Genomic DNA, 18,510 nt, shown 5'->3' on the forward strand with positions numbered 1-18,510 from the left:
GAGCCGGCTGCGGCCGCGATGCAGTCACCTGCAACAAATGGCTTGCCGCGCCAGCCGATGGCGGCAATGCGAGCTGACGCGGCGGCAATATTACAAGGCAGATTTGAAGGCAGGCGCGGAGCGCTGACTGCGTTACCGCGATCTGTCAGAGCGGTATATGCCGTAAGGGATAGGCGAAATGCATTGTAAACCCGCCGCACGTCTACTATATGCTGCTCGTACGTTATACATTCGTTTGGGCGCGACCTCGATATCCGGTACGCCGTTTAACCAAGTTTCATCCTGACAATGTGAGCGATAGGCCACCTGAGCCAGCGCGCTGTGCGTGAGCCAGCTGGTTGCATTGAAAGGGATGTCTGCAATGACACAAGGTACAGTTAAGTTCTTCAACATGGCCAAGGGCTTTGGCTTCATTCAACCAGACGATGGTTCGAAAGACGCATTTGTCCATATCTCGGCACTCGAGCGCTCCGGCATCAGCTCGCTCACCGAAGGCCAGAAAGTCGAGTACGAACTTCAAACCGACAGCAGGTCTGGCAAACAGGCCGCGGAAAATCTGACCGTTTTATCCTGATGCGACAGTGCCGGCTTTGGCCGGTATTAGCGCGTTCCCAAAGCTGCTCTGACAAAATGCTGACCACGGATGTACTGGCAGCACGAGCGGCCTTGGGGGCGAAGCCTGTCATGCATTTCAAGCCGAAACACATGCGTGACGATCAATGCCGGCGCCGCAAATCAGGCGCAAGAACCAGCGCTTCGCCGATGGGTGGGGCGCGCACGGTTCGATCAATCTGTCAGACAGTCACCGCTCACCAGCAAGGATGAACATGCGCATACTTGTAAGAGACAACAATATCGACCAAGCCCTTCGGATCATGAAGAAGAAGTTGCAGCGCGAGGGCGTGTTTCGCGAAATGAAGGCCAGGCGCGCATACGAAAAACCTTCCGAGAAAAGGTCACGCCAAAAGGCGGAAGCCATTCGCCGGTCACGGAAGGCCGTTCGCAAGCTGGCGCAGCGTGAGGGATTGCTCCCTTCGCGAAAGCGAAATGCATAACCGCCCGGCAGGCCTTGAGGATAAACCATTGGCCCCGGCTTCCGATGCGCGGAGTTTGGCTCACAGTCTGATGCAGTACCGTCAGCCTGACACCTTGCGCGCGATCGCAGAGATCGCTGTGTCACTCGTTCCGTTTGTCGCGCTTTGGGTACTCATGTGGAGCCTCATCGAGATAAACTACCTTCTGGTTTTGGTCATTGCGGTACCGGCCGCGGGCCTGCTGGTCCGGATTTTCATGATTCAGCATGATTGCGGTCATGGCTCCTACTTTCGCTACAAAAAAGCAAACGACTGGGTGGGGCGCATAGCCGGTGTGCTGACTTTCACCCCCTACAGCATGTGGCGACGCGTGCACGCCTTACATCACGCCAACTCCGGAAATCTGGACAAACGGGGTTTCGGCGATGTTCACACACTCACGGTCGATGAATATCGCTCAAAAACACTGTGGGGGCGGCTCACGTACCGATTGTATCGCAATCCGCTCGTCATGTTCGGAATCGGTCCGGCGTTCCTGTTTCTGTTCCAGCATCGCCTGCCGGTCGGGATGATGCGCGCCGGCTGGCAGCCGTGGATCAGTTCGATGGGAACGAACCTGTCCATTCTTGTGTTTTGCGGCGTGCTTGTCTGGCTGGTCGGCCTGAAGACCTTCGTTCTCATTCACGGGCCGATCGTTCTCATAGCGGCCTCCGTCGGCGTCTGGCTCTTCTTTGTGCAGCACCAGTTTGAAGACACGGTGTGGGACAATGACGACGACTGGAACTGGCACCATGCCGCGTTACATGGCAGCTCCCATTATGATCTGCCGCGGGTCCTGCACTGGTTCACCGCCAATATCGGCTTGCACCATGTCCATCATCTTTGCAGCCGAATCCCGTTTTATTCACTTCAGCGCGTTTTGAGAGATCATCCCGAATTGAGGGACGTCAGCACGGTGACACTGGCCGAAAGCCTCGCCTGCGTTCGCCTGGTTCTGTGGGACAGCGCGCAGCGCCGGCTTGTGACATTTCGCGAGGCGAATTCAACCAGTTGATGCCGTCATGCAAATCCGTATAGGCAGCTTTCTCCGAGCCCGGAGCTTCACCGGGCTCAGCCCATCGAACCAGCATCAGACCGTGCGCCAGCCGTCCGCCGTCTTCATCCGGTGATTGATCGTGTTCGAGACGCCAAGCGTCTGTTCGATGAAGCAGCCCTTTTTAGCCGTTTCGATCAATTCGACCACCTTGTCTTCGGGGTCGGGGCTGTCGATGAGCACGTCGATATCAAATGCCCGGGGGGCGGTTTCATAAACGCGCCCGACGGCCTGCCAGTTCCACTGGACCCGTGTTTCCACCTTCAGATCGCTCAGCGATACGCCGAGCCGTTTCGCAAAGGCCCTGATCTGGGTCATGATGCAGCCGGTGAGCGCACCGACGAACATGGCCAGCGGTGGTGGCGCACTGGCATCTCCCCCGTGAAAGGCGCCCTCGTCGGTGGCCAGCTCGAAGCGCTCCTCAAATGGTTTGACCATGCGCACATCCATCTCGTTGCGCATCTTGCCGACAGCCTGACCGTGGCAGTCGAATTGTACAACGGCCTTTTCAGGCATGGAGCCGGTTTCACTCATGATTTTATCCTTCGTTCCAGTGAACCATCGGTAAGCCGGCGACCGGTGAGCGGAACCACGGTATCGTGGTGCCGCGCAGGCTGCCAATATAGACATTCTTCAGATCGGGTCCGCCAAAGGTGACGCTCGCCATCCAGGGCGCGATCGATCCGCCGCAGGCAACCGCCAGGTCCGGCGTCACCCGGTCCTCCTCAAATGCTGCGAGCAACGCCTTGCCGGCCTGCGATCCATGATCGTCGTCGAGGATGGTCTGCAGGTCGCCCTGTGGCGTAATCGCGAAGATACGGTCGGTCATCACATGGGTGCCCCACAGATTGCCGAACGCATCAAAGGCGATCCCGTCGATAAAAGCGCCGTGGTCGGAGGGACCGAACGTCTCGCGCCGGCTCAGCGAACCGTCATCGCCGACGCGCAATCGTGTAATCCTGCGCGCCGTGGTCTCGGCGACGTAGAGCCATTCCTCATTGGCATCGAGGCGGATCTCGTTCGTGAAGGCAAAGCCATCCGCGACGATCCGCAGCCCCTGCTCATCGGCGAGCGCGATAAAGCCATCGCAAATATTCGGGCTGATGGCGTCCATCCAGTTGGGTATTTTTGTCGACACCGTGAGCCAGATCCGGTCTTTTGAGTCACGCAGCACGAAATTGACCTTGCCGATCTTTGCGCCGTCGATCGTGTCGTGGAGCACCTGCGTTTCGCCAGTGCGTTTCATGATCTCAAGCCGGTCGGTCCCGAAATTGGAAATCAGGATGTCGCCGTTGCGGGCGAATGCCAGGCCGTTCGGCAAGGTTCCTTCGGTGAAGCGGGCCGCCTCGTCCACCGCATCGGCAAAGTCCCTCCGCTCCGACTGGGTGACGATCTCCTGAGTGCCGTCGGGCCGGATATGAACGACACCGCCGCGGGCATCGGCGGACCACAGGGAGCCGTCCGACTCGGCCAGGATGCATTCGGGCCGTTGCAAATCATGACCGATGGTCCGGATGTCCGCCGGGTCAACCTCAAAGCCGATGATGGGATTGTCAACCATCAGAACTTGACCTGATCGCCGCCCTTCAGATCGAGGATGGCGCGCGCGTCATCGGGCGTTGCGATCTCCATGCCCAGCTCTTCGAGAATTTTCCTGATCTTTGCGACCTGCTCCGCGTTCGACTGGGCAAGCTGACCCTTGGCGATGAAGAGCGAATCCTCCAGCCCGACGCGGACATTTCCGCCCATCATGGCGGCCTGTGTGATGAAGGGCATCTGGAAGCGGCCGGCGGCGAGCACGGACCAGACATAGTCATCCCCGAAGAGCCGATCCGCCGTCTGTTTCATGAAGAGGACGTTTTCCATGTCCGCGCCGATGCCACCGAGAATCCCGAAGATGGACTGGACGAGGAACGGCGGCTTGATCAGCCCGGCATCGACAAAATGCGCCAGATTGTAGAGGTGCCCGATATCGTAACATTCGTGCTCAAAACGCGTGCCGCATCCTTCGCCAAGATGCTGCAGGATCATACGGATATCCTTGAAGGTGTTGCGGAAGATGAAATCCTCGCTGCCAAGAAGGAATTCCTTCTCCCACGGGTGTTTCCAGCTCTCATATTTGCCCGCCAGCGGATGCAGGGAAAAGTTCATCGAGCCCATGTTGAGCGAGCACATTTCTGGTTCGGCGCGCAGGGGCGCGGACAGCCGCTCCTCCACCGTCATGCCCAGCCCGCCGCCGGTGGTGATATTGACGACGGCATTGGTCGACTGCTTGATGCGCGGCAGGAACTGCATGAACATGTCCGGGTCCGGTGTCGGGCGACCGTCCTCGGGATTGCGCGCATGCAGGTGGATGATCGACGCGCCGGCTTCCGCAGCGGCGATTGATTCAGCTGCAATCTGGTCGGGTGTGATCGGCAGTGCGTCAGACATCGTCGGGGTGTGAATGCCGCCGGTGACCGCGCAGGTCACAATCACTTTTTTCATTTTCTTGGCCATGATGGTCTCCGCTGTCAGTCTTCGAAAATGGCGACGGCGCGGGTAAAGCCCGCCGAACCGCCCTTTATTTTGTAGGGGAAGCACGCAATCTCGTAGCCCGTCGCCGGAAGGCTCTCCAGATTGGTGAGTTTCTCAATATGGCAGTAGCCGATATCCATGCCGGCCCGGTGACCTTCCCAGATGATCCCGGCATCCCCGGTGCGCTCATATTCCTTTGCCGTGTAGATAAAGGGCGCATCCCAGCTCCAGGCATCCGTTCCGGTCACGCGCACACCGCGCTCGAGCAGATACAGGGTTGCCTCACGGCCCATGCCGCATCCCCGTGAAACATAGTCGGGCTGGCCGTATTGAGCGCCGGCCGCCGTGTTGACGACAACGATATCGAGCGGCTGCAGATCGTGTCCGATGCGTGCGAGTTCCGCCTCCACATCGGCAGCTGTCGCTACATAACCGTCATCAAAACCACGGAAATCGAGCTTAACGCCACGCTGGAAGCACCATTCCAGCGGCACCTCGTCGATGGTGATCGCCCGCTTACCATTGTTCATGGTGGAATGGTAATGATAGGGCGCGTCGAGATGGGTGCCGTTGTGGGTCGTGATGCGCAATTGTTCGACCGCCCATCCCTCGCCCCCCGGCAGATCCTGTTTCTCAAGACCCGGAAAAAAGTCCGTGACCTGTTCGGCGGTCATCTGGTGATCCAGATAGTCGATTTCAGGCAGCATGATCGGCGGATCGGAGGCGATATCGGCCTCCAGCGGAACCGACAGATCGACAATTCTTCGCGGCATCTTACTCCTCCTCAAGAAATTCGGCCGGACTAATACCCGAGCGGCAGTGTCGCCAGCCACGGGAACATTAGCACCAGGACAAGGACCAGCAGCATCATCAAGGCAAAGGGCGCAGCGCCGACGAAGATATCGCCGAGCGAAATACTGTCGTCATTGAGCGCGGATTTGATCACGAACACGGATATGCCGAATGGCGGCGTGAGCAAACCGATCTCGACAGCCAGAACCGTGACGATGCCAAACCAGATCAGATCGATATTCATCGGCTGGATGACGGGCAGCATGAGCGGCACCAGGATCAGCATAATCGATGAGGAATCCAGTATGGTCCCCATGATGATCACCAGGATGACATAGGCAATCACCACGCCCCAAAAGCCGATGTCGGCGGTGGCGACAAAGCTGCCGAACTCACCCGGCGCACCGGAAAGCGCGAGCATGCGCGAATACATCTGCGCCGCGATGATCAGGAAACAGACCGATGCGGTCACCAGCCCGGTATCGGTCAGGACGCTCCAGAAATCCTTCCAGGTCAGAGACCGCCGGATCAGGCCGATAATGATGGCGCCAAGGCAGCCTACCGCGCCGGCCTCGATCGGCGTGAACCAACCGGCATAGATACCGCCGAGCACAAGCACGATCAGCGCGACAATCGGAAAGCCCTTGGCGAACAGCTCGCGGCCCGACAGCAGGTCTTCGCCGCCGTCAGAAAGGTTGTGCCCGATAAAGCCCGGCCAGAACCGCGCCATCGCGTAAACGCCAAGACCGAAGATAAGGGCAAGCAGAAGGCCCGGTATCACGCCGGCTATGAAGAGATCGCCGACGGACTGCTCGGTCAAAAGGCCATAGAGGATCAAAAGCAGGCTGGGCGGAATGAGCATACCGAGCACGGATGAGCCGGCAACGACACCAACCGAAAAGCGTTTGGTATAGCCATGGCGCACCATTTCCGGCACGGCGATCCGGGTAAACACCGCTGCCGAAGCAATGGATATGCCTGTGATGGCTGCAAAAATGGCATTGGCGCCGACGGTGCCGATGCCGAGACCTCCACGGAACCGGCGGAACATCTGGTTTGCCACCTCGAAGGCATCCCTGCCCATGCCGGTGACAGAGACGATGTAGCCCATCAGGACAAAAAGCGGCACGACGCCGAAAAAGTAACTGGATATGGTTTCGGATGCGGCAAGCGCCAACAGCTTGCCGGCGAGAATGGGCGAACCTTTCATCATCCAGACCGCCGCATAGGACACGACCATCAGCGCGAGCGGCACATACATGCCGACATAGACGAGCACCACCATGACCGCGAGCGCGGCCAGCCCGATCTCAAACGGCGTCATGGCCGCTCTCCGTTTTGTCCGCATCACCGTTTTGTCCGGAATAGACCAGAATTGCCGCGCGGACAGCGGACATCGCCAATTGCAGCATCAGGGCTGTACAGCCGATCAGGATGACCAGCTTGACCGGCCAGATCGGCGCGATGAAATCCCCCACCGTGCCGACGAATGTATTGCGGTCCCAAGCCTTGATGAAGAGCGGATAGCTTGCCTGAAGCAGGACCGCGATAATGAAAAAACCGGCCGCACAATAAACAAACTCCAGAAGCGCACGTACGCGCGGTACGCGTCGTTGAAGCCCATTGATCAGCGCGTCCGTGCGGGTGAACCGGCCCATGCGAAAGGCCTGGCCGACCTGCAGGAACACGATGGCGACGATGGACATGCTGACGAGTTCCGGCACACCGGATACCGGAGACAGGAACAAACCCCGCCCGACGACATCAGCGTTGATGAGGACCATCAGTGCAAGGATCAGCACGGTTCCAAGCACGTTCAGCCCCGCGGTGACGCGGTCAATAACAGCCTGAAGGCGTTGAAGCAGTGTCAGCATGGATCTTGTTCAGCCAAAAGAGAAGGCACCGGCGAAAACGCCGGTGCCATGGATTGGACTATTCCTTGTCCCACTCGCGCACCGGCGTTGCACCGGACTGACGCATGGCGTCCATATAGGCCGAGAGGATCGAAGAGCCGGGCTTGCCTTCGCCGTCAAGCTGGGCGGCCCAGTTCTTGGCGACATTTTCCATGCCCTTGGCCCATTTCATGCGGAATTCGGGCGACACTTCGGTTATGGTCGCACCGTTGGCCCGCATGGTTTCCAGTGAGGCGGAAATCGCTGCTTCCAGGTCTTTGTGATACTCCTCGCGCTGGGCAACGCCACCGCGCCGGAGCGCGTTTTGCAGCGCCTCCGGCTGGGCGTCGAACCAATCCTTGTTGGCTGCGATGCCGCCGGCATACTGGGCGCCGAAACCCACCTTCGTCACATAGGGTGCAACCTCATAGAGCTTGCCGGGCACGGCAGCTGTCGCAAAGACGATAACCCCGTCATAAACGCCTGTTTTCAGCTCATTGTAGTAGGTGGTGAGATTGCCCGATACGCCGACCGCGCCGGTGCCTTTCAGCCAGTTCACCGCCGGGCCGGGCGCGCCGATCTTCTTGCCTTTCAAATCGTCGAGCGACTTGACGGGAAAATTGGTCATCAGCAGGTAGTCGTCAATGCCGATGGCCGCGCCCAGATATTCGAGGTTGTTGTCTTCCCAGGAGCGCCGCAGTTCCTTGTTTTCGATGTGCAACTTGTCCATCAGCTCCGATATCGCGGTCGCGTTGCTGGATACGAAGGGAGTGAAATAAGTCACGTTCTGCGGCGACAGTTTTGCGGCTTCAAAGAGGCTCGATACGAGGCCGACTTCGGCCAGCCCTTCTTCCACCGCCTCGAGCACGCCGCCGACCTTGGCAAGCGAACCGCCATATTGTTCGCTCCAGTTGACCGAGATGCCGCTGCCTTCCAGCGCCTTGTTCACGGTCGGAATGAAGGTCTGGCTGGTATGCTTGACCCAGCGGAACACGGGCGGATGCCCGGCGGCCACGGTGATATTGACGGTTTCGGCCTTCGCGGCGAGCGTTGCGCCCGCCAGAACGGCCGTAGCCATCAGTGTCGACATAAGACGTTTCATCTGTTTCCTCCTGATCATGCCTCTTCCCAAAAGCGACCGCCGATCAAGCGACCGCAAAAAGTCTGTACCTACCTCTCCGGCACCGAAACCAGCGCCCTTATTCCCGCGCAGGCAAAAGCCACCACGGTGGACACCGTCTCCTCGGTATTTGCGTCATCACACAACCCGTCCGACAGCCGCGCAGCACGGCCCGTGCGGGCCATGACGGATAGTGCGACGCTGATTGCAAAAAGATATCCGCGCACCGCCTCTGAGCGCCCGATATCGGGCAATACCTGCATGATTGCTTCTATGGAACGGCGGGCAATCGGGTCGTAATATTCCTGTGCCAGGCCCTGTGACAGCTTATCAGCCGAGTTGTTGAAATAAACGATCAGCCGGGCGTAGTCGGCGCCGCCGCGCTCCTGATCATGGCCAAGCTCGATGGTCGGGCGCAAGATTGCCTCGACCAGCGCCTCCAGCGTCGGCACTCCGTCTTCGAACAGCGCATCGATCGCCGCGTGACGCTGTTTGTTGATATCGCCCGAACGCCGTTCAATCACTGCCGAAAAGAGCTGTTCCTTGTTCTGGTAGTAGTAGTGGATCATCGCCTGATTGACCCCGGCATCCCGGGCGATGGCGCGAATGGACGCACCGCCGAAACCGAAATCGGCAAACGCATGTTCGGCAGCATCAAGGATCGCCTTGCGGCTTTCCCCCTGCCTTGGCCGCTGCTTCGCCTGCGCGTCAGACAGCATCAATCCTCCCAATTGCCTTCACACCGCTCTTTGACGGTTTATTTATTAAACGTTTGATTAAATTTCCGATACTGTCAAGCAACTCCCGGTTGCGGCTCCGGGACACTGCTCGTCAGCGCCTCACATGCCGGCGATCACAGTGATTTCAGGAAGCGAACCAGCGCTCTCCGCTCGTCTGCGTGCATGGCGGCAAAGGCATCGCGCGCAGCGGCGGCTTCACCGCCGTGCCACAGAACAGCTTCCGTGAGGCTGCGTGCACGGCCGTCATGAAGATAGGCGCCATGCTTGAGAACCGCCTGTGTGAGGCCGATACCCCATAATGGCGGGGTCCGCCATTCGCGCGCAAGCGGATCCGATCCCGGATCGGCAAGCCCCTCGCCCATGTCATGCAACAGGAAATCGGAGTAAGGCCAGATGAGCTGGAAGGAATTGGGACCGCCATCAGGATCGCGCAAGGTCACAAACTTGGGCTGGTGGCAGGACACGCAGCCGGCGCGGTAAAACAGTTCCTTGCCCTTCAGGACCTGCGGGTCGTTCACGTCACGCCTTGCCGGAACGGTGATATGGGCACTGTAAAAAGCGACAAGATCGAGGGCCGCATCGGATACTTCCACATCGTCGGACTGCGCTTGTGCACCGTGAGGCGCGGCAAGGCAGGCGCGCTGGGCCGGCGTGCAGTCTCCTGCGTGTTGTGGAAACAGGGTGGTGGACAGGCCGATATCGACATTGAAGGCAGCGGCGGATTGGACACGTACCGAGGGCTGCGAGGCTTTCCAGCCAAAGCGCCCGGCAACCAATGAACCGTCATGCGGATCACGTACGCGGTTGAGCCGACCGGAAATACCGTCACCGTCGCGGTCATCCGGATCCGACAAGGCTTCCAGATCGCTCAAGGCGATCTGCTCGACCAGGCCGAGACCCAGCAAGGGTGGGGCCAATCGCGGCAGCAGGCTTGTATCCGGGCCGAGTGCACCGTAGGCGAGCCCGCCGACGTCATAATTCGGCTTGCGAAGCATAACCAGCGTTCCGTCGTCCAGCCGAACCGGCACATCTTCATAGGAGACAGTAACTTCGGCTTCGGCAGCGTGCCCCTGCACGGCCCGGGTCTGCAATTGCGCACCATAGATTTCATACGGTCCATGACCCGACCGAAGTCCAAGAACGAGCGAGCCTGCATCACCCGTTCCATCCGGCGCTCGGCCGCGGCCATTGCCGATGTGACAGCTCGAACAGGCGCGCGCATTAAAAAGCGGACCGAGCCCGTCCGATGCCTTGGTCGAGGCGGGCGACGACACCCAGAGCTTGGCAAAAAGCGCCTCGCCAAGATTGAAGTCCCCGCGCTGCTCAAACGAGAGACTTGCCGATGGCGCGTCAAACGCAGCCTTTATTGAGAAATCGCGAACCGTAGCCGCCCCGGCGGCCATCGCCTCAAATCGTTCCGGCTTTGAAAAATCTTCCGCCGGGCGGGTAACCGATGCGACGCGTTGCCGGTCCGAGGCGCTCAGATCATCGCGCTGCGCCGACGATTTCGCCATGGCGAAACCGATCGCCGACGCAACCAGAATAGCAGAGGCAAGCAGGCACCGAACGACCGGCAGTCCGTTTTCCCGCACCGCCTGCTTGGTCCTATTCGAAGACAGCGCTCGGATTGTCCAGGCTGTCGGAGCCTTCGAATTCGAGCTTGTCGATGTTGAGCGCAGCAACAGCACGTTCAATAGACTTGGTCTGCTTGACCAGCGCGTCGATTGCCGCCTGAACGCGTGCATTGCCTTCCTTGTTGCCTTCGGCGATCTGCTGATCATAGGCTTCTCCGCCTTCGGCGGCGTCTGCTATGGCCTGCATGGCTTTGACCGTTGCGGAGATATCGTCGCGAAGCTCCCTGTCGGCATCGGCCTGCGCCGCCTTGACCATGTCGGAGACCGAAGGGCCGCTGACGACCTTACCGTCGGTGCGGGTGTAGGATCCTTCATAGACATTGCGGATGCCGATCACATCGTAGAGATGGGAAATGTGGGTGTTGTCGGAGAAGCAATCGTGCTCTTCTTCCGGATCATGCAGCAACAGGCCGAGCTTCATCCGCTCGCCGGCAAGTTCGCCATAGGAGAGCGAGCCCATGCCGGTCAGAATGCGCACAATGCCCTCTTGAACATCGCCTTCCATGACGGCCGCGCGGGCTTCGCCGTCCGTCCGCCAGTTGGCGACCATTTCTTCAAGATCGTCAACAAGAAGGTTGGCTGCGGCACCAAGATACTCGGCCCGCCGGGCACAGTTGCCACCGGTGCAATTCTTCTCATCGAAATCGGTGTAAGGACGGTTGCCGGCACCCGGCCCCGTGCCGTTCAGGTCCTGACCCCATAAAAGGAACTCGATAGCGTGATAGCCGGTGGCGACATTCGCCTCGACTTCACCGACCTCGTGCAACTCGCCTGAGAGAAGTTGCGGCGTGATGGTGCTGGCGTCAATCGTGTCGCCGCCCAATGTCAGCTTGGGGTTGGCGATGACATTCGCCGTATAGAGCGGGTTGAGGTCCGATTCGCCGCCATAGCTTGCATCGACATAGTCGATCAGACCCTCATCGAGCGGCCAGGCATTCACCCGGCCCTCCCAATCATCAACGATCGGATTGCCGAAACGGTAGGCTTCGGTCTGCTGGTAGGGAATACGCGCCGCAAGCCATGCTTCACGCGCTTTTTTCATGGTTGCTTCTGACGGGTCGGCCACCAGCGCACCCACGGCAACTTCCAATGCCTTCGCGGCGATCAGTGAGTCCTCGTAGTTGGCTTCAGCGATGTCGGCGTAAGTTGTCAGGACCGCCTTGCCGTCGACATCCGCATATGCCGGGTTAGCAGCGACGACCAGCGCCAAGGGCGCCACGGCCGCGAATTTCTTCAATTCATCAAACATCGGGTGCTCCGGTTGTTACCTGTCTGCCAATTTGAATGTTTCCGCCGCGCAAACGGCCTGCGCTTCAGTGCAATACCGTTGCAATCGCGGTTGCTGCCTGTAAAACGCCATTATACATGATTGTCAAACTCTATTTTAGAGAAATGACGTAAATTCAATAGTTTATATCAATTCTAAATTGCTGGAGGCAGGAATTCGCGGCCAATGTATCGGGATATACCGCCTCCGTAATGACGGTCAAAACCTGGTTGAAGTCCTATCCGGAAGGCACGCCCGCCGTGATTGATGCGCTGGCGCGTTGCTCTGTTGGCGGATTGCTCAAGAAGGCCAGCCACGGCATGGCCTCGATCCGCCTCATGGCCACAAATCATCTGGCAGACCGGGTCAAGCCCGGGCTGCGCCGGCTGTATCCTTTTGTGAGCGCTGCGTCCTAGCCGCGCACTTTCTTGATGATGATGCCGACGATGATCTGCACGATTGCACCGGCGATGCCGCCGCCCACGAGATCCGCGGCCAGAGCCCCGATGTCGATCCCGCTGGAAGCCGCGCCGCCGATCAAGCCGTCAAGCAACTGCCCTCCCGCAAGGCCGCCTACCGCGCCGGCAATCAGATTGCCGACATTGCCCATATCGGAACCCGATACCACTTTTCCACCGGCAGTTCCGCCCACGGCGCCGCCAATAATCTGTGCCAGAATCTGTTCCATAGTGCACCTCTATGTTTTGTTGCGGCCGGTCAGGAGAACCAGCCCTTAACCCGGCCCCAAACGGATTTTGACGGCGCGGTTTCCGTGGCCGATCCCTCAATCGGCTGAGCGCCCTTGATCTCGGGAAGCGGCTCGCTTTCAAAGTGTTCCTCGTCAGCCCGCACCTCGGCATTTGCAACAGTGGCGGCGCTGAACTCACCGGAAAAGGATGCCATCTTGGCCAGCGTCAGCGGGCCAGCCATGCCGTCGGCGGCAAGCCCGTTCGCTGACTGAAAATCCATGACAGCCTTCTTTGTTCCTGCGCCGAATATGCCGTCGGCGCCGATGCCAAGTTCGCTTTGCAGTTTCTTGACCGCCGCGCCGCGTGAGCCAACGCGAAGCAGAACAAGTTCGTGCAGTCCCATCGCCGTAAATGTGTCGGGGCCGGCGATGCCGTCCACAGCGAGGCCATTCGATTTCTGGAACTCCTTGACTGCTTTCTCGGTTCCCGGCCCAAAAATACCGTCACTGTCGATACCAAGCTTTTCCTGCAACCGCTTGACCGGAGCCCCACTCAAACCACGTCTCAAAATAGACATACAGACACCTCTCCCTGCAAATTGGCAATTACGCTGATATTACTTACTACTTCGCGTCGATATTGCTTACCGGTCAACTATAACGATTTGTTTCACTGTATTTCTCTGTGGAAATCAGCGGTTTAATTTCAAACACTGCTTCACATGCTAAATAGATACAAGCAGCGGCGGCGCAGCAGCCATGCCCGATGCCCCTCCATGCGCTCGAGATTATTCTTACTTTTACGTAAAATGGCACTTGCGCCGGAATGTGGCTGACAATAAATCAGGAAGCTAGGGAGCCGTGTCTGGAGAGAGCCGCAATATCGGCCGGACATGGAAGAACATTCAAGCGCACAAGCGCCGCCGGGAGGAGTTCATGACAACTGCATCGGGAAAAACCGCATCCGCATCGGCGGAAAAGATCTGGCTGAAATCCTATCCGGAAGGCACGCCGGCGGAGATTGATACGCTGGAGCATTCCTCCGTCGGCGGACTCATCAAGAAAGCCTGCACGGACAATGCGCCGCGTCCCGCCTATACCTGCATGGGCAAGACCATCACCTATGGCGAACTGGACACCTATGCCAGCCAGGTTGGCGCATGGCTGCAATCGCTCGGCCTTGAAAAGGGCGACCGTGTCGCAATCATGATGCCGAACATCCTGCAATATCCGATTGCGGCGGCGGCGGTGCTGCAGGCCGGTTATGTGGTGGTCAACGTCAACCCGCTCTACACGCCGCGCGAACTGGAACACCAGCTCAAGGACTCGGGCGCCAAGGCGATCTTCATCCTAGAAAACTTCGCCGTGACCCTTCAGCAGGTCGTCGGCAATACGGACGTCAAACATGTCTGTGTCGCCACGATGGGCGACATGATGGGACTGAAGGGCCTGCTTGTGAATTTCGTCGTAAGGCGGGTCAAGAAAATGGTTCCCGACTGGTCCCTGCCCGGACATGTGCCGTTCAAGGCCGCGCTCGCGGCAGGGGCGGGCATGAGCTTCAAGCCGGCGGATTGCGGGCCTGACGACGTCGCATTTCTGCAATATACCGGTGGCACCACGGGCGTTTCCAAGGGCGCGACCCTGAGCAACCGCAATATCCTGTCGAACGCGGCGCAGAACCATGTCTGGCTTGAGGCGCTCAAGCGCAAAGAGAAACTGCCGGACCAGCTTGTCTATATCTGCTGCCTGCCGCTCTACCATATCTTCGCGCTTACGGTGAACGCCATCATGGGCATGGACCAGGGCGCCCACAATGTCCTGATCCCGAACCCGCGCGACATTCCGGGCTTCGTCAAGGAACTCGGCAAATACGAGTATCACGTGCTGCCCGGCCTCAACACGCTGTTCAATGCGCTGCTGGCCAATGAGGACTTCCGTAAACTCGATTTCTCCGCCTTGAAGCTGACGCTTGGCGGCGGCATGGCCGTGCAACGGCCGGTCGCGGAGCGTTGGAGAGACCTGACCGGCTGTTCGATTTCGGAGGGCTACGGGCTTTCCGAAACCTCTCCCGTTGCCACGGCCAACCGCTTTGACGGCGACGGTGAATTCTCCGGTTCAATCGGCCTGCCGCTTCCCTCAACCGACATCGATATCCGCGACGACGATGGCAAATCGCTGCCGCTTGGCGAGGTCGGCGAGATCTGCATCCGCGGACCGCAGGTCATGGTCGGTTACTGGAACCGGCCGGACGAGACGGCGAAGGTCATGACCGAGGACAATTTCTTCCGCTCCGGCGACATGGGCTATATGGACGAAGACGGCTATGTGCGCATTGTCGACCGCAAGAAGGACATGGTGCTTGTCTCCGGCTTCAACGTCTATCCGAATGAGGTTGAAGAAGTCGCCGTCAGTCATGACGGCATCCTGGAGGCGGCCGCGGTCGGCGTGCCGGACGAACACTCCGGTGAAGTGGTCAAGCTGTTCGTGGTCAAATCGGACCCTGCCCTTTCCGAAGCCGACGTGAAGAACTGGTGCAAGGACAAGCTGACCAACTACAAGCGTCCGAGATATATCGAATTCCGCGACGAATTGCCGAAGACCAATGTGGGCAAGATATTGCGCCGCGAACTGCGCGACGAGGATATCGCCAAATCGGCCTGAGCGACGGCTTCATCCGAAACGAACACACCGGCGGCAACGCCGGTGTTTTCGTTTGCGCCTCTGAATTGGCATCACGGCTGCCCGCCCAAACGCGTGGTGTCTTGAACCCGGAGCGCTGCGGTGGCATGTATGCCACTGATCTGCCAACGCCACAGGACTTCCTATGATCCCCGATATCAGGCAATCCTTCCTGAAACTGCAGAGCAGATACGCCGGTTCCGCGCCGATGAACATGCGCGACGCGTTTGAGCAGGAGCCAGACCGCTTCAAGCAGTTTTCCGCGCGGCTTGACGATCTGCTGCTCGACTATTCAAAATGCGCGGTGGATGAGCAGACCATGGCGCTGCTTGAGGGTATCGCCAAAGAGGCAAAGCTTGAAGACAAGCGCGATGCCATGTTTGCCGGCGCGCATATCAATGCAACGGAGGACCGGGCGGTCCTGCACACGGCGCTGCGCAACCGGTCGGATGAGGCAGTCCATGATGACGGACACAATGTCATGCCGGATATCCGCGCGGTGCTGGAGGCGATGGGCGCCTTTTGCGACGGTGTTCGGGGCGGCACAATCACCGGTTCGACGGGGAAAAAAATAACCGACATTGTCAATATCGGCATTGGCGGCTCGGACCTCGGCCCGGCCATGACCTGCCTTGCCCTCGCGCCCTATTGCGACGGGCCCCGGACGCATTTCGTCTCCAACATTGACGGCGCGCATATCGCCGACACGCTTGCCGGGCTGACACCGGAGACAACGCTGGTGATCATCGCCTCCAAGACGTTCACGACCGTTGAGACCATGACCAATGCTGCCACCGCGCGCAAATGGATCGCCGATACGCTGGGCGACGACGCGGTCGGCGAACATTTTGCAGCCGTTTCGACCGCGCTCGACAAGGTCGCGGCCTTTGGCATTCCTCAAGACCGGGTCTTCGGCTTTTGGGATTTTGTCGGTGGGCGCTACTCCATCTGGTCTGCCATCGGTCTGCCGCTGATGCTGGAGATCGGCCCGCAGCGGTTTGGTGAATTCCTTCAGGGCGCGCATGATCTCGACCGGCATTTCCAGACAGCGCCGACACGTGAGAACCTGCCGATGCTGCTCGGACTCATCGGGTTTTTCCACCGGGCCGTCTGTGGTTTCACCTCGCGCGCCGTGATCCCTTACGACCAGCGCCTGTCGCGCCTGCCCGCCTATCTGCAGCAGCTCGATATGGAATCAAACGGCAAGGGCGTGACGATGGACGGGTCGGCGCTCGATGGTCCGTCGGGGCCGCTGGTGTGGGGCGAGCCGGGCACCAACAGCCAGCACGCTTTCTTCCAGCTCCTGCATCAGGGAACCGATATCATCCCGGTTGAGTTCATCATTGCGGCCAGGGGTCATGAGACGGGCCTGAAACGCCAGCATGACCTGCTTGTCGCCAACTGCCTGGCGCAGTCCGAAGCGCTTATGCGCGGACGCACACTCGATGAAGCACGCGCGCAGATGGAGGCCAAGGGAGCCGATACCGCGCTGGCGGCGCACCGAGTCTTCGCCGGCAACCGCCCGTCGCTGACCCTCGTTCACCGGCAGCTTGATCCCTATACGCTTGGCCGCCTGATCGCGCTTTACGAACACAGGGTCTTTGTCGAAGCCCAGCTTATTGGCATCAACGCGTTCGATCAATGGGGCGTCGAACTCGGCAAGGAACTCGCGACAGCGCTGTTGCCTGTCGTTGAGGGCAAGGAAGATGCTGCTGGTCACGATAGTTCAACCGCAGGGCTGGTTGATTTTATTCAGGCCGAACAGGGTTGAAACCGGGTAACGCCTGAGTTTCGAGACAACCGAATGAAGTGCTATTCGCCGGCCAAACGGTTGGGTATCAGCTTTGACCTCATCCAATGTGTCTCGCTTTGAACATGGTCAGCACGAACATATTTGCCCATCTTGGCGGACATGTCCGGTTCTTTGAAAGCATCTGCAGTTCGCACGACAAAACCTTCATGTTTCATCATATCCAGTGAGGCGATGATCTCATCAAACAGCTCGGGCTTGAACTCTCCTCTGTAAAGTAAGGGAACGGGCTTGATACCAAGTTCCTCGAAACATGACATTGAGGAATCCCAGGACTGCACTTCGTCGCCAATTATCCATGCGAAGCCCAAAAAATATGACTGCAGGTTCTCGTAGGAAACCGAGTGCCGAGCATAAAGATATTCTCCAACAACACGTTCATCCTGTGAAAGACGTATTGAAACACCAGCGGCATAAGCTTTCAGCCAGTCGCGTGAAGGGTGATAACGGCTGTCAGGGCTTCGAGCATGCGTTCCTTCACGATGAATAGTTGTATTTTCACCATCCATCTTCTCGGTGATCACAACATCTTCAACCATAAGACCATCAAGCGAAGACATAACTTTGTCGTCGCTTGTCCGCCCCGGCGACGTCGGCAGATGATAAGTCCGTCCATACTTTCTCATGAAATTGAAATAGCCTTTGTCCTAGCCGCCGGACAAGGCCTGCCCGAATTGACGGCGCCTAGGCCCGCTCCACGCGGCAATAGAAACAGTTGTTTGTGGCCGAGCGGATGTGGATGAAAGCAACGTCGGTGTCTTCGAATATCTGCTCGCAGGCCGCCACGATATCGGCCGTCGGGACCACCTTGCCGGTGCCGTAGCGGATCCGCTCGTCGCCGGTGTAACCGCGGACTATGAATTGCGGGCTGGCTTTCATTGCAGGCGGCAGTTCGCCGCTGTCCTCCAGCCGCTCGCACGCGTCGCCGCACAGGAAAATCGGACCCGTCTCAGTATAGGGGTTGACCGTCTCGAACGGCCGATGACCGAATTCGATGAACGTTGCGCCCTTTTTAACATTCTCAAGACAATGCCGGCACGGGACACCGCTCCCGTCGGAGATGCGGGCGGCGGGCTCCTGTGCGTTTGAATCGGGCAAACCCGCCTGAAGACGGCGGACGGTTTTGGTCGGAAGGGCTTTAAAGATGATGGACATGACGGCTCTCCTGTTTCGGTGGAGCCGATATGCGCCGTTCCCCGCAGCCGTGAAATCCGATTGTTGCTCTATAATCTCAAAAACAAACG

20 protein-coding genes are annotated in these 18,510 nt (G+C 58.8%); 6 read left to right on the forward strand and 14 right to left on the reverse strand.

Annotation, left to right across the window (positions count from 1 at the left end; genetic code table 11):
* Positions 1 to 361 precede the first annotated feature (361 nt).
* The 3 genes from OQ273_RS17930 (at position 362) to OQ273_RS17940 (ending at position 2,088) form a co-directional block, all read left to right on the forward strand.
* Positions 362 to 574 (forward strand): cold-shock protein, encoded by a 213-nt coding sequence (locus OQ273_RS17930; protein ID WP_267993135.1) that lies wholly within the window; start codon positions 362 to 364, stop codon positions 572 to 574.
* A 253-nt stretch (positions 575 to 827) separates the two neighbouring features.
* On the forward strand, positions 828 to 1,055 hold the full coding sequence (rpsU, locus tag OQ273_RS17935; RefSeq protein ID WP_267993136.1) for a 30S ribosomal protein S21: 228 nt from the start codon (positions 828 to 830) through the stop codon (positions 1,053 to 1,055).
* Positions 1,048 to 2,088: a fatty acid desaturase gene (locus OQ273_RS17940; RefSeq protein ID WP_425493391.1), complete on the forward strand. Its 1,041-nt coding sequence runs from the start codon at positions 1,048 to 1,050 to the stop codon at positions 2,086 to 2,088. Before rpsU ends, OQ273_RS17940 begins: the two co-directional genes overlap by 8 nt.
* Positions 2,089 to 2,163: 75 nt before the next feature.
* On the opposite strand, the gene OQ273_RS17945 is transcribed toward OQ273_RS17940, so the two are convergent.
* From OQ273_RS17945 to OQ273_RS17990, 10 genes are all read right to left on the reverse strand, one after another.
* A complete protein-coding gene (locus OQ273_RS17945) occupies positions 2,164 to 2,661 on the reverse strand; it encodes an OsmC family protein (RefSeq protein WP_267992047.1) in 498 nt (165 codons plus the stop codon).
* Between the two features lie 4 nt (positions 2,662 to 2,665).
* Positions 2,666 to 3,688, reverse strand: coding sequence for an SMP-30/gluconolactonase/LRE family protein (locus tag OQ273_RS17950; protein WP_267992048.1), 1,023 nt, complete (start codon positions 3,686 to 3,688; stop codon positions 2,666 to 2,668).
* Positions 3,688 to 4,626 carry a 3,5-dioxohexanoate:acetyl-CoA acetone transferase gene (gene kce, locus OQ273_RS17955; protein ID WP_267992050.1) on the reverse strand — a complete coding sequence of 313 codons (939 nt, stop codon included), beginning with the start codon at positions 4,624 to 4,626 and terminating at the stop codon, positions 3,688 to 3,690. Before kce ends, OQ273_RS17950 begins: the two co-directional genes overlap by 1 nt.
* A 14-nt stretch (positions 4,627 to 4,640) precedes the next feature.
* Positions 4,641 to 5,417, reverse strand: coding sequence for a cyclase family protein (locus tag OQ273_RS17960; protein WP_267992051.1), 777 nt, complete (start codon positions 5,415 to 5,417; stop codon positions 4,641 to 4,643).
* Between the two features lie 29 nt (positions 5,418 to 5,446).
* A complete protein-coding gene (locus OQ273_RS17965; RefSeq protein WP_267992053.1) occupies positions 5,447 to 6,760 on the reverse strand; it encodes a TRAP transporter large permease in 1,314 nt (437 codons plus the stop codon).
* Positions 6,747 to 7,310 (reverse strand): TRAP transporter small permease subunit, encoded by a 564-nt coding sequence (locus OQ273_RS17970; protein WP_267992055.1) that lies wholly within the window; start codon positions 7,308 to 7,310, stop codon positions 6,747 to 6,749. Before OQ273_RS17970 ends, OQ273_RS17965 begins: the two co-directional genes overlap by 14 nt.
* A gap of 58 nt (positions 7,311 to 7,368) precedes the next feature.
* Entirely contained in the window at positions 7,369 to 8,430 is a 1,062-nt protein-coding gene (locus tag OQ273_RS17975; protein WP_267992057.1) for a C4-dicarboxylate TRAP transporter substrate-binding protein, read from the reverse strand.
* A gap of 68 nt (positions 8,431 to 8,498) precedes the next feature.
* Entirely contained in the window at positions 8,499 to 9,167 is a 669-nt protein-coding gene (locus OQ273_RS17980; RefSeq protein ID WP_267992059.1) for a TetR/AcrR family transcriptional regulator, read from the reverse strand.
* Positions 9,168 to 9,301: 134 nt separating this feature from the next.
* The gene (locus OQ273_RS17985; protein ID WP_276562490.1) at positions 9,302 to 10,702 is read right to left on the reverse strand and encodes a di-heme oxidoreductase family protein; all 1,401 of its coding nucleotides are present in this window, start codon (positions 10,700 to 10,702) and stop codon (positions 9,302 to 9,304) included.
* 91 nt (positions 10,703 to 10,793) lie between these two features.
* Positions 10,794 to 12,071 (reverse strand): imelysin family protein, encoded by a 1,278-nt coding sequence (locus OQ273_RS17990; protein WP_267992063.1) that lies wholly within the window; start codon positions 12,069 to 12,071, stop codon positions 10,794 to 10,796.
* A gap of 230 nt (positions 12,072 to 12,301) precedes the next feature.
* Here OQ273_RS17990 and OQ273_RS17995 point away from each other — a divergent pair, with 230 nt between their 5' ends.
* Positions 12,302 to 12,505, forward strand: a complete 204-nt coding sequence (locus tag OQ273_RS17995; RefSeq protein ID WP_267992065.1) for a hypothetical protein — start codon at positions 12,302 to 12,304, stop codon at positions 12,503 to 12,505.
* Here OQ273_RS17995 and OQ273_RS18000 read toward each other — a convergent pair.
* Positions 12,502 to 12,777, reverse strand: coding sequence for a hypothetical protein (locus OQ273_RS18000; protein ID WP_267992067.1), 276 nt, complete (start codon positions 12,775 to 12,777; stop codon positions 12,502 to 12,504). The genes OQ273_RS17995 and OQ273_RS18000 overlap by 4 nt on opposite strands.
* A gap of 29 nt (positions 12,778 to 12,806) precedes the next feature.
* A complete protein-coding gene (locus tag OQ273_RS18005; RefSeq protein WP_271292120.1) occupies positions 12,807 to 13,355 on the reverse strand; it encodes a peptidoglycan-binding domain-containing protein in 549 nt (182 codons plus the stop codon).
* A 358-nt stretch (positions 13,356 to 13,713) separates the two neighbouring features.
* Here OQ273_RS18005 and OQ273_RS18010 point away from each other — a divergent pair, with 358 nt between their 5' ends.
* Together OQ273_RS18010 and pgi are read left to right on the forward strand one after the other, a co-directional pair.
* Complete coding sequence (locus OQ273_RS18010; protein ID WP_267992069.1) at positions 13,714 to 15,438, forward strand: long-chain fatty acid--CoA ligase; 1,725 nt, start codon at positions 13,714 to 13,716, stop codon at positions 15,436 to 15,438.
* Between the two features lie 163 nt (positions 15,439 to 15,601).
* The gene (gene pgi / locus OQ273_RS18015) at positions 15,602 to 17,227 is read left to right on the forward strand and encodes a glucose-6-phosphate isomerase (protein ID WP_267992071.1); all 1,626 of its coding nucleotides are present in this window, start codon (positions 15,602 to 15,604) and stop codon (positions 17,225 to 17,227) included.
* A 41-nt stretch (positions 17,228 to 17,268) separates the two neighbouring features.
* On the opposite strand, the gene OQ273_RS18020 is transcribed toward pgi, so the two are convergent.
* Complete coding sequence (locus OQ273_RS18020; protein ID WP_267992073.1) at positions 17,269 to 17,826, reverse strand: RNA ligase family protein; 558 nt, start codon at positions 17,824 to 17,826, stop codon at positions 17,269 to 17,271.
* A 124-nt stretch (positions 17,827 to 17,950) separates the two neighbouring features.
* Positions 17,951 to 18,421: a DUF1203 domain-containing protein gene (locus OQ273_RS18025; RefSeq protein WP_267992075.1), complete on the reverse strand. Its 471-nt coding sequence runs from the start codon at positions 18,419 to 18,421 to the stop codon at positions 17,951 to 17,953.
* Positions 18,422 to 18,510: the final 89 nt, after the last annotated feature.

The organism is Hoeflea prorocentri, assembly GCF_027944115.1.
Lineage (GTDB): Bacteria > Pseudomonadota > Alphaproteobacteria > Rhizobiales > Rhizobiaceae > Hoeflea_A > Hoeflea_A prorocentri.

What these genes read in the sequence shown, in the direction of transcription:
- OQ273_RS17930 (WP_267993135.1), top strand. Translation starts at nt 362, where the DNA reads ATGACACAAGGTACAGTTAAGTTCTTCAACATGGCCAAGGGCTTTGGC.
- rpsU (WP_267993136.1), top strand. Translation starts at nt 828, where the DNA reads ATGCGCATACTTGTAAGAGACAACAATATCGACCAAGCCCTTCGGATC.
- OQ273_RS17940 (WP_425493391.1), top strand. Translation starts at nt 1,048, where the DNA reads ATGCATAACCGCCCGGCAGGCCTTGAGGATAAACCATTGGCCCCGGCT.
- OQ273_RS17945 (WP_267992047.1), bottom strand. Translation starts at nt 2,661, where the DNA reads ATGAGTGAAACCGGCTCCATGCCTGAAAAGGCCGTTGTACAATTCGAC.
- OQ273_RS17950 (WP_267992048.1), bottom strand. Translation starts at nt 3,688, where the DNA reads ATGGTTGACAATCCCATCATCGGCTTTGAGGTTGACCCGGCGGACATC.
- kce (WP_267992050.1), bottom strand. Translation starts at nt 4,626, where the DNA reads ATGGCCAAGAAAATGAAAAAAGTGATTGTGACCTGCGCGGTCACCGGC.
- OQ273_RS17960 (WP_267992051.1), bottom strand. Translation starts at nt 5,417, where the DNA reads ATGCCGCGAAGAATTGTCGATCTGTCGGTTCCGCTGGAGGCCGATATC.
- OQ273_RS17965 (WP_267992053.1), bottom strand. Translation starts at nt 6,760, where the DNA reads ATGACGCCGTTTGAGATCGGGCTGGCCGCGCTCGCGGTCATGGTGGTG.
- OQ273_RS17970 (WP_267992055.1), bottom strand. Translation starts at nt 7,310, where the DNA reads ATGCTGACACTGCTTCAACGCCTTCAGGCTGTTATTGACCGCGTCACC.
- OQ273_RS17975 (WP_267992057.1), bottom strand. Translation starts at nt 8,430, where the DNA reads ATGAAACGTCTTATGTCGACACTGATGGCTACGGCCGTTCTGGCGGGC.
- OQ273_RS17980 (WP_267992059.1), bottom strand. Translation starts at nt 9,167, where the DNA reads ATGCTGTCTGACGCGCAGGCGAAGCAGCGGCCAAGGCAGGGGGAAAGC.
- OQ273_RS17985 (WP_276562490.1), bottom strand. Translation starts at nt 10,702, where the DNA reads ATGGCGAAATCGTCGGCGCAGCGCGATGATCTGAGCGCCTCGGACCGG.
- OQ273_RS17990 (WP_267992063.1), bottom strand. Translation starts at nt 12,071, where the DNA reads ATGTTTGATGAATTGAAGAAATTCGCGGCCGTGGCGCCCTTGGCGCTG.
- OQ273_RS17995 (WP_267992065.1), top strand. Translation starts at nt 12,302, where the DNA reads ATGACGGTCAAAACCTGGTTGAAGTCCTATCCGGAAGGCACGCCCGCC.
- OQ273_RS18000 (WP_267992067.1), bottom strand. Translation starts at nt 12,777, where the DNA reads ATGGAACAGATTCTGGCACAGATTATTGGCGGCGCCGTGGGCGGAACT.
- OQ273_RS18005 (WP_271292120.1), bottom strand. Translation starts at nt 13,355, where the DNA reads ATGTCTATTTTGAGACGTGGTTTGAGTGGGGCTCCGGTCAAGCGGTTG.
- OQ273_RS18010 (WP_267992069.1), top strand. Translation starts at nt 13,714, where the DNA reads ATGACAACTGCATCGGGAAAAACCGCATCCGCATCGGCGGAAAAGATC.
- pgi (WP_267992071.1), top strand. Translation starts at nt 15,602, where the DNA reads ATGATCCCCGATATCAGGCAATCCTTCCTGAAACTGCAGAGCAGATAC.
- OQ273_RS18020 (WP_267992073.1), bottom strand. Translation starts at nt 17,826, where the DNA reads ATGTCTTCGCTTGATGGTCTTATGGTTGAAGATGTTGTGATCACCGAG.
- OQ273_RS18025 (WP_267992075.1), bottom strand. Translation starts at nt 18,421, where the DNA reads ATGTCCATCATCTTTAAAGCCCTTCCGACCAAAACCGTCCGCCGTCTT.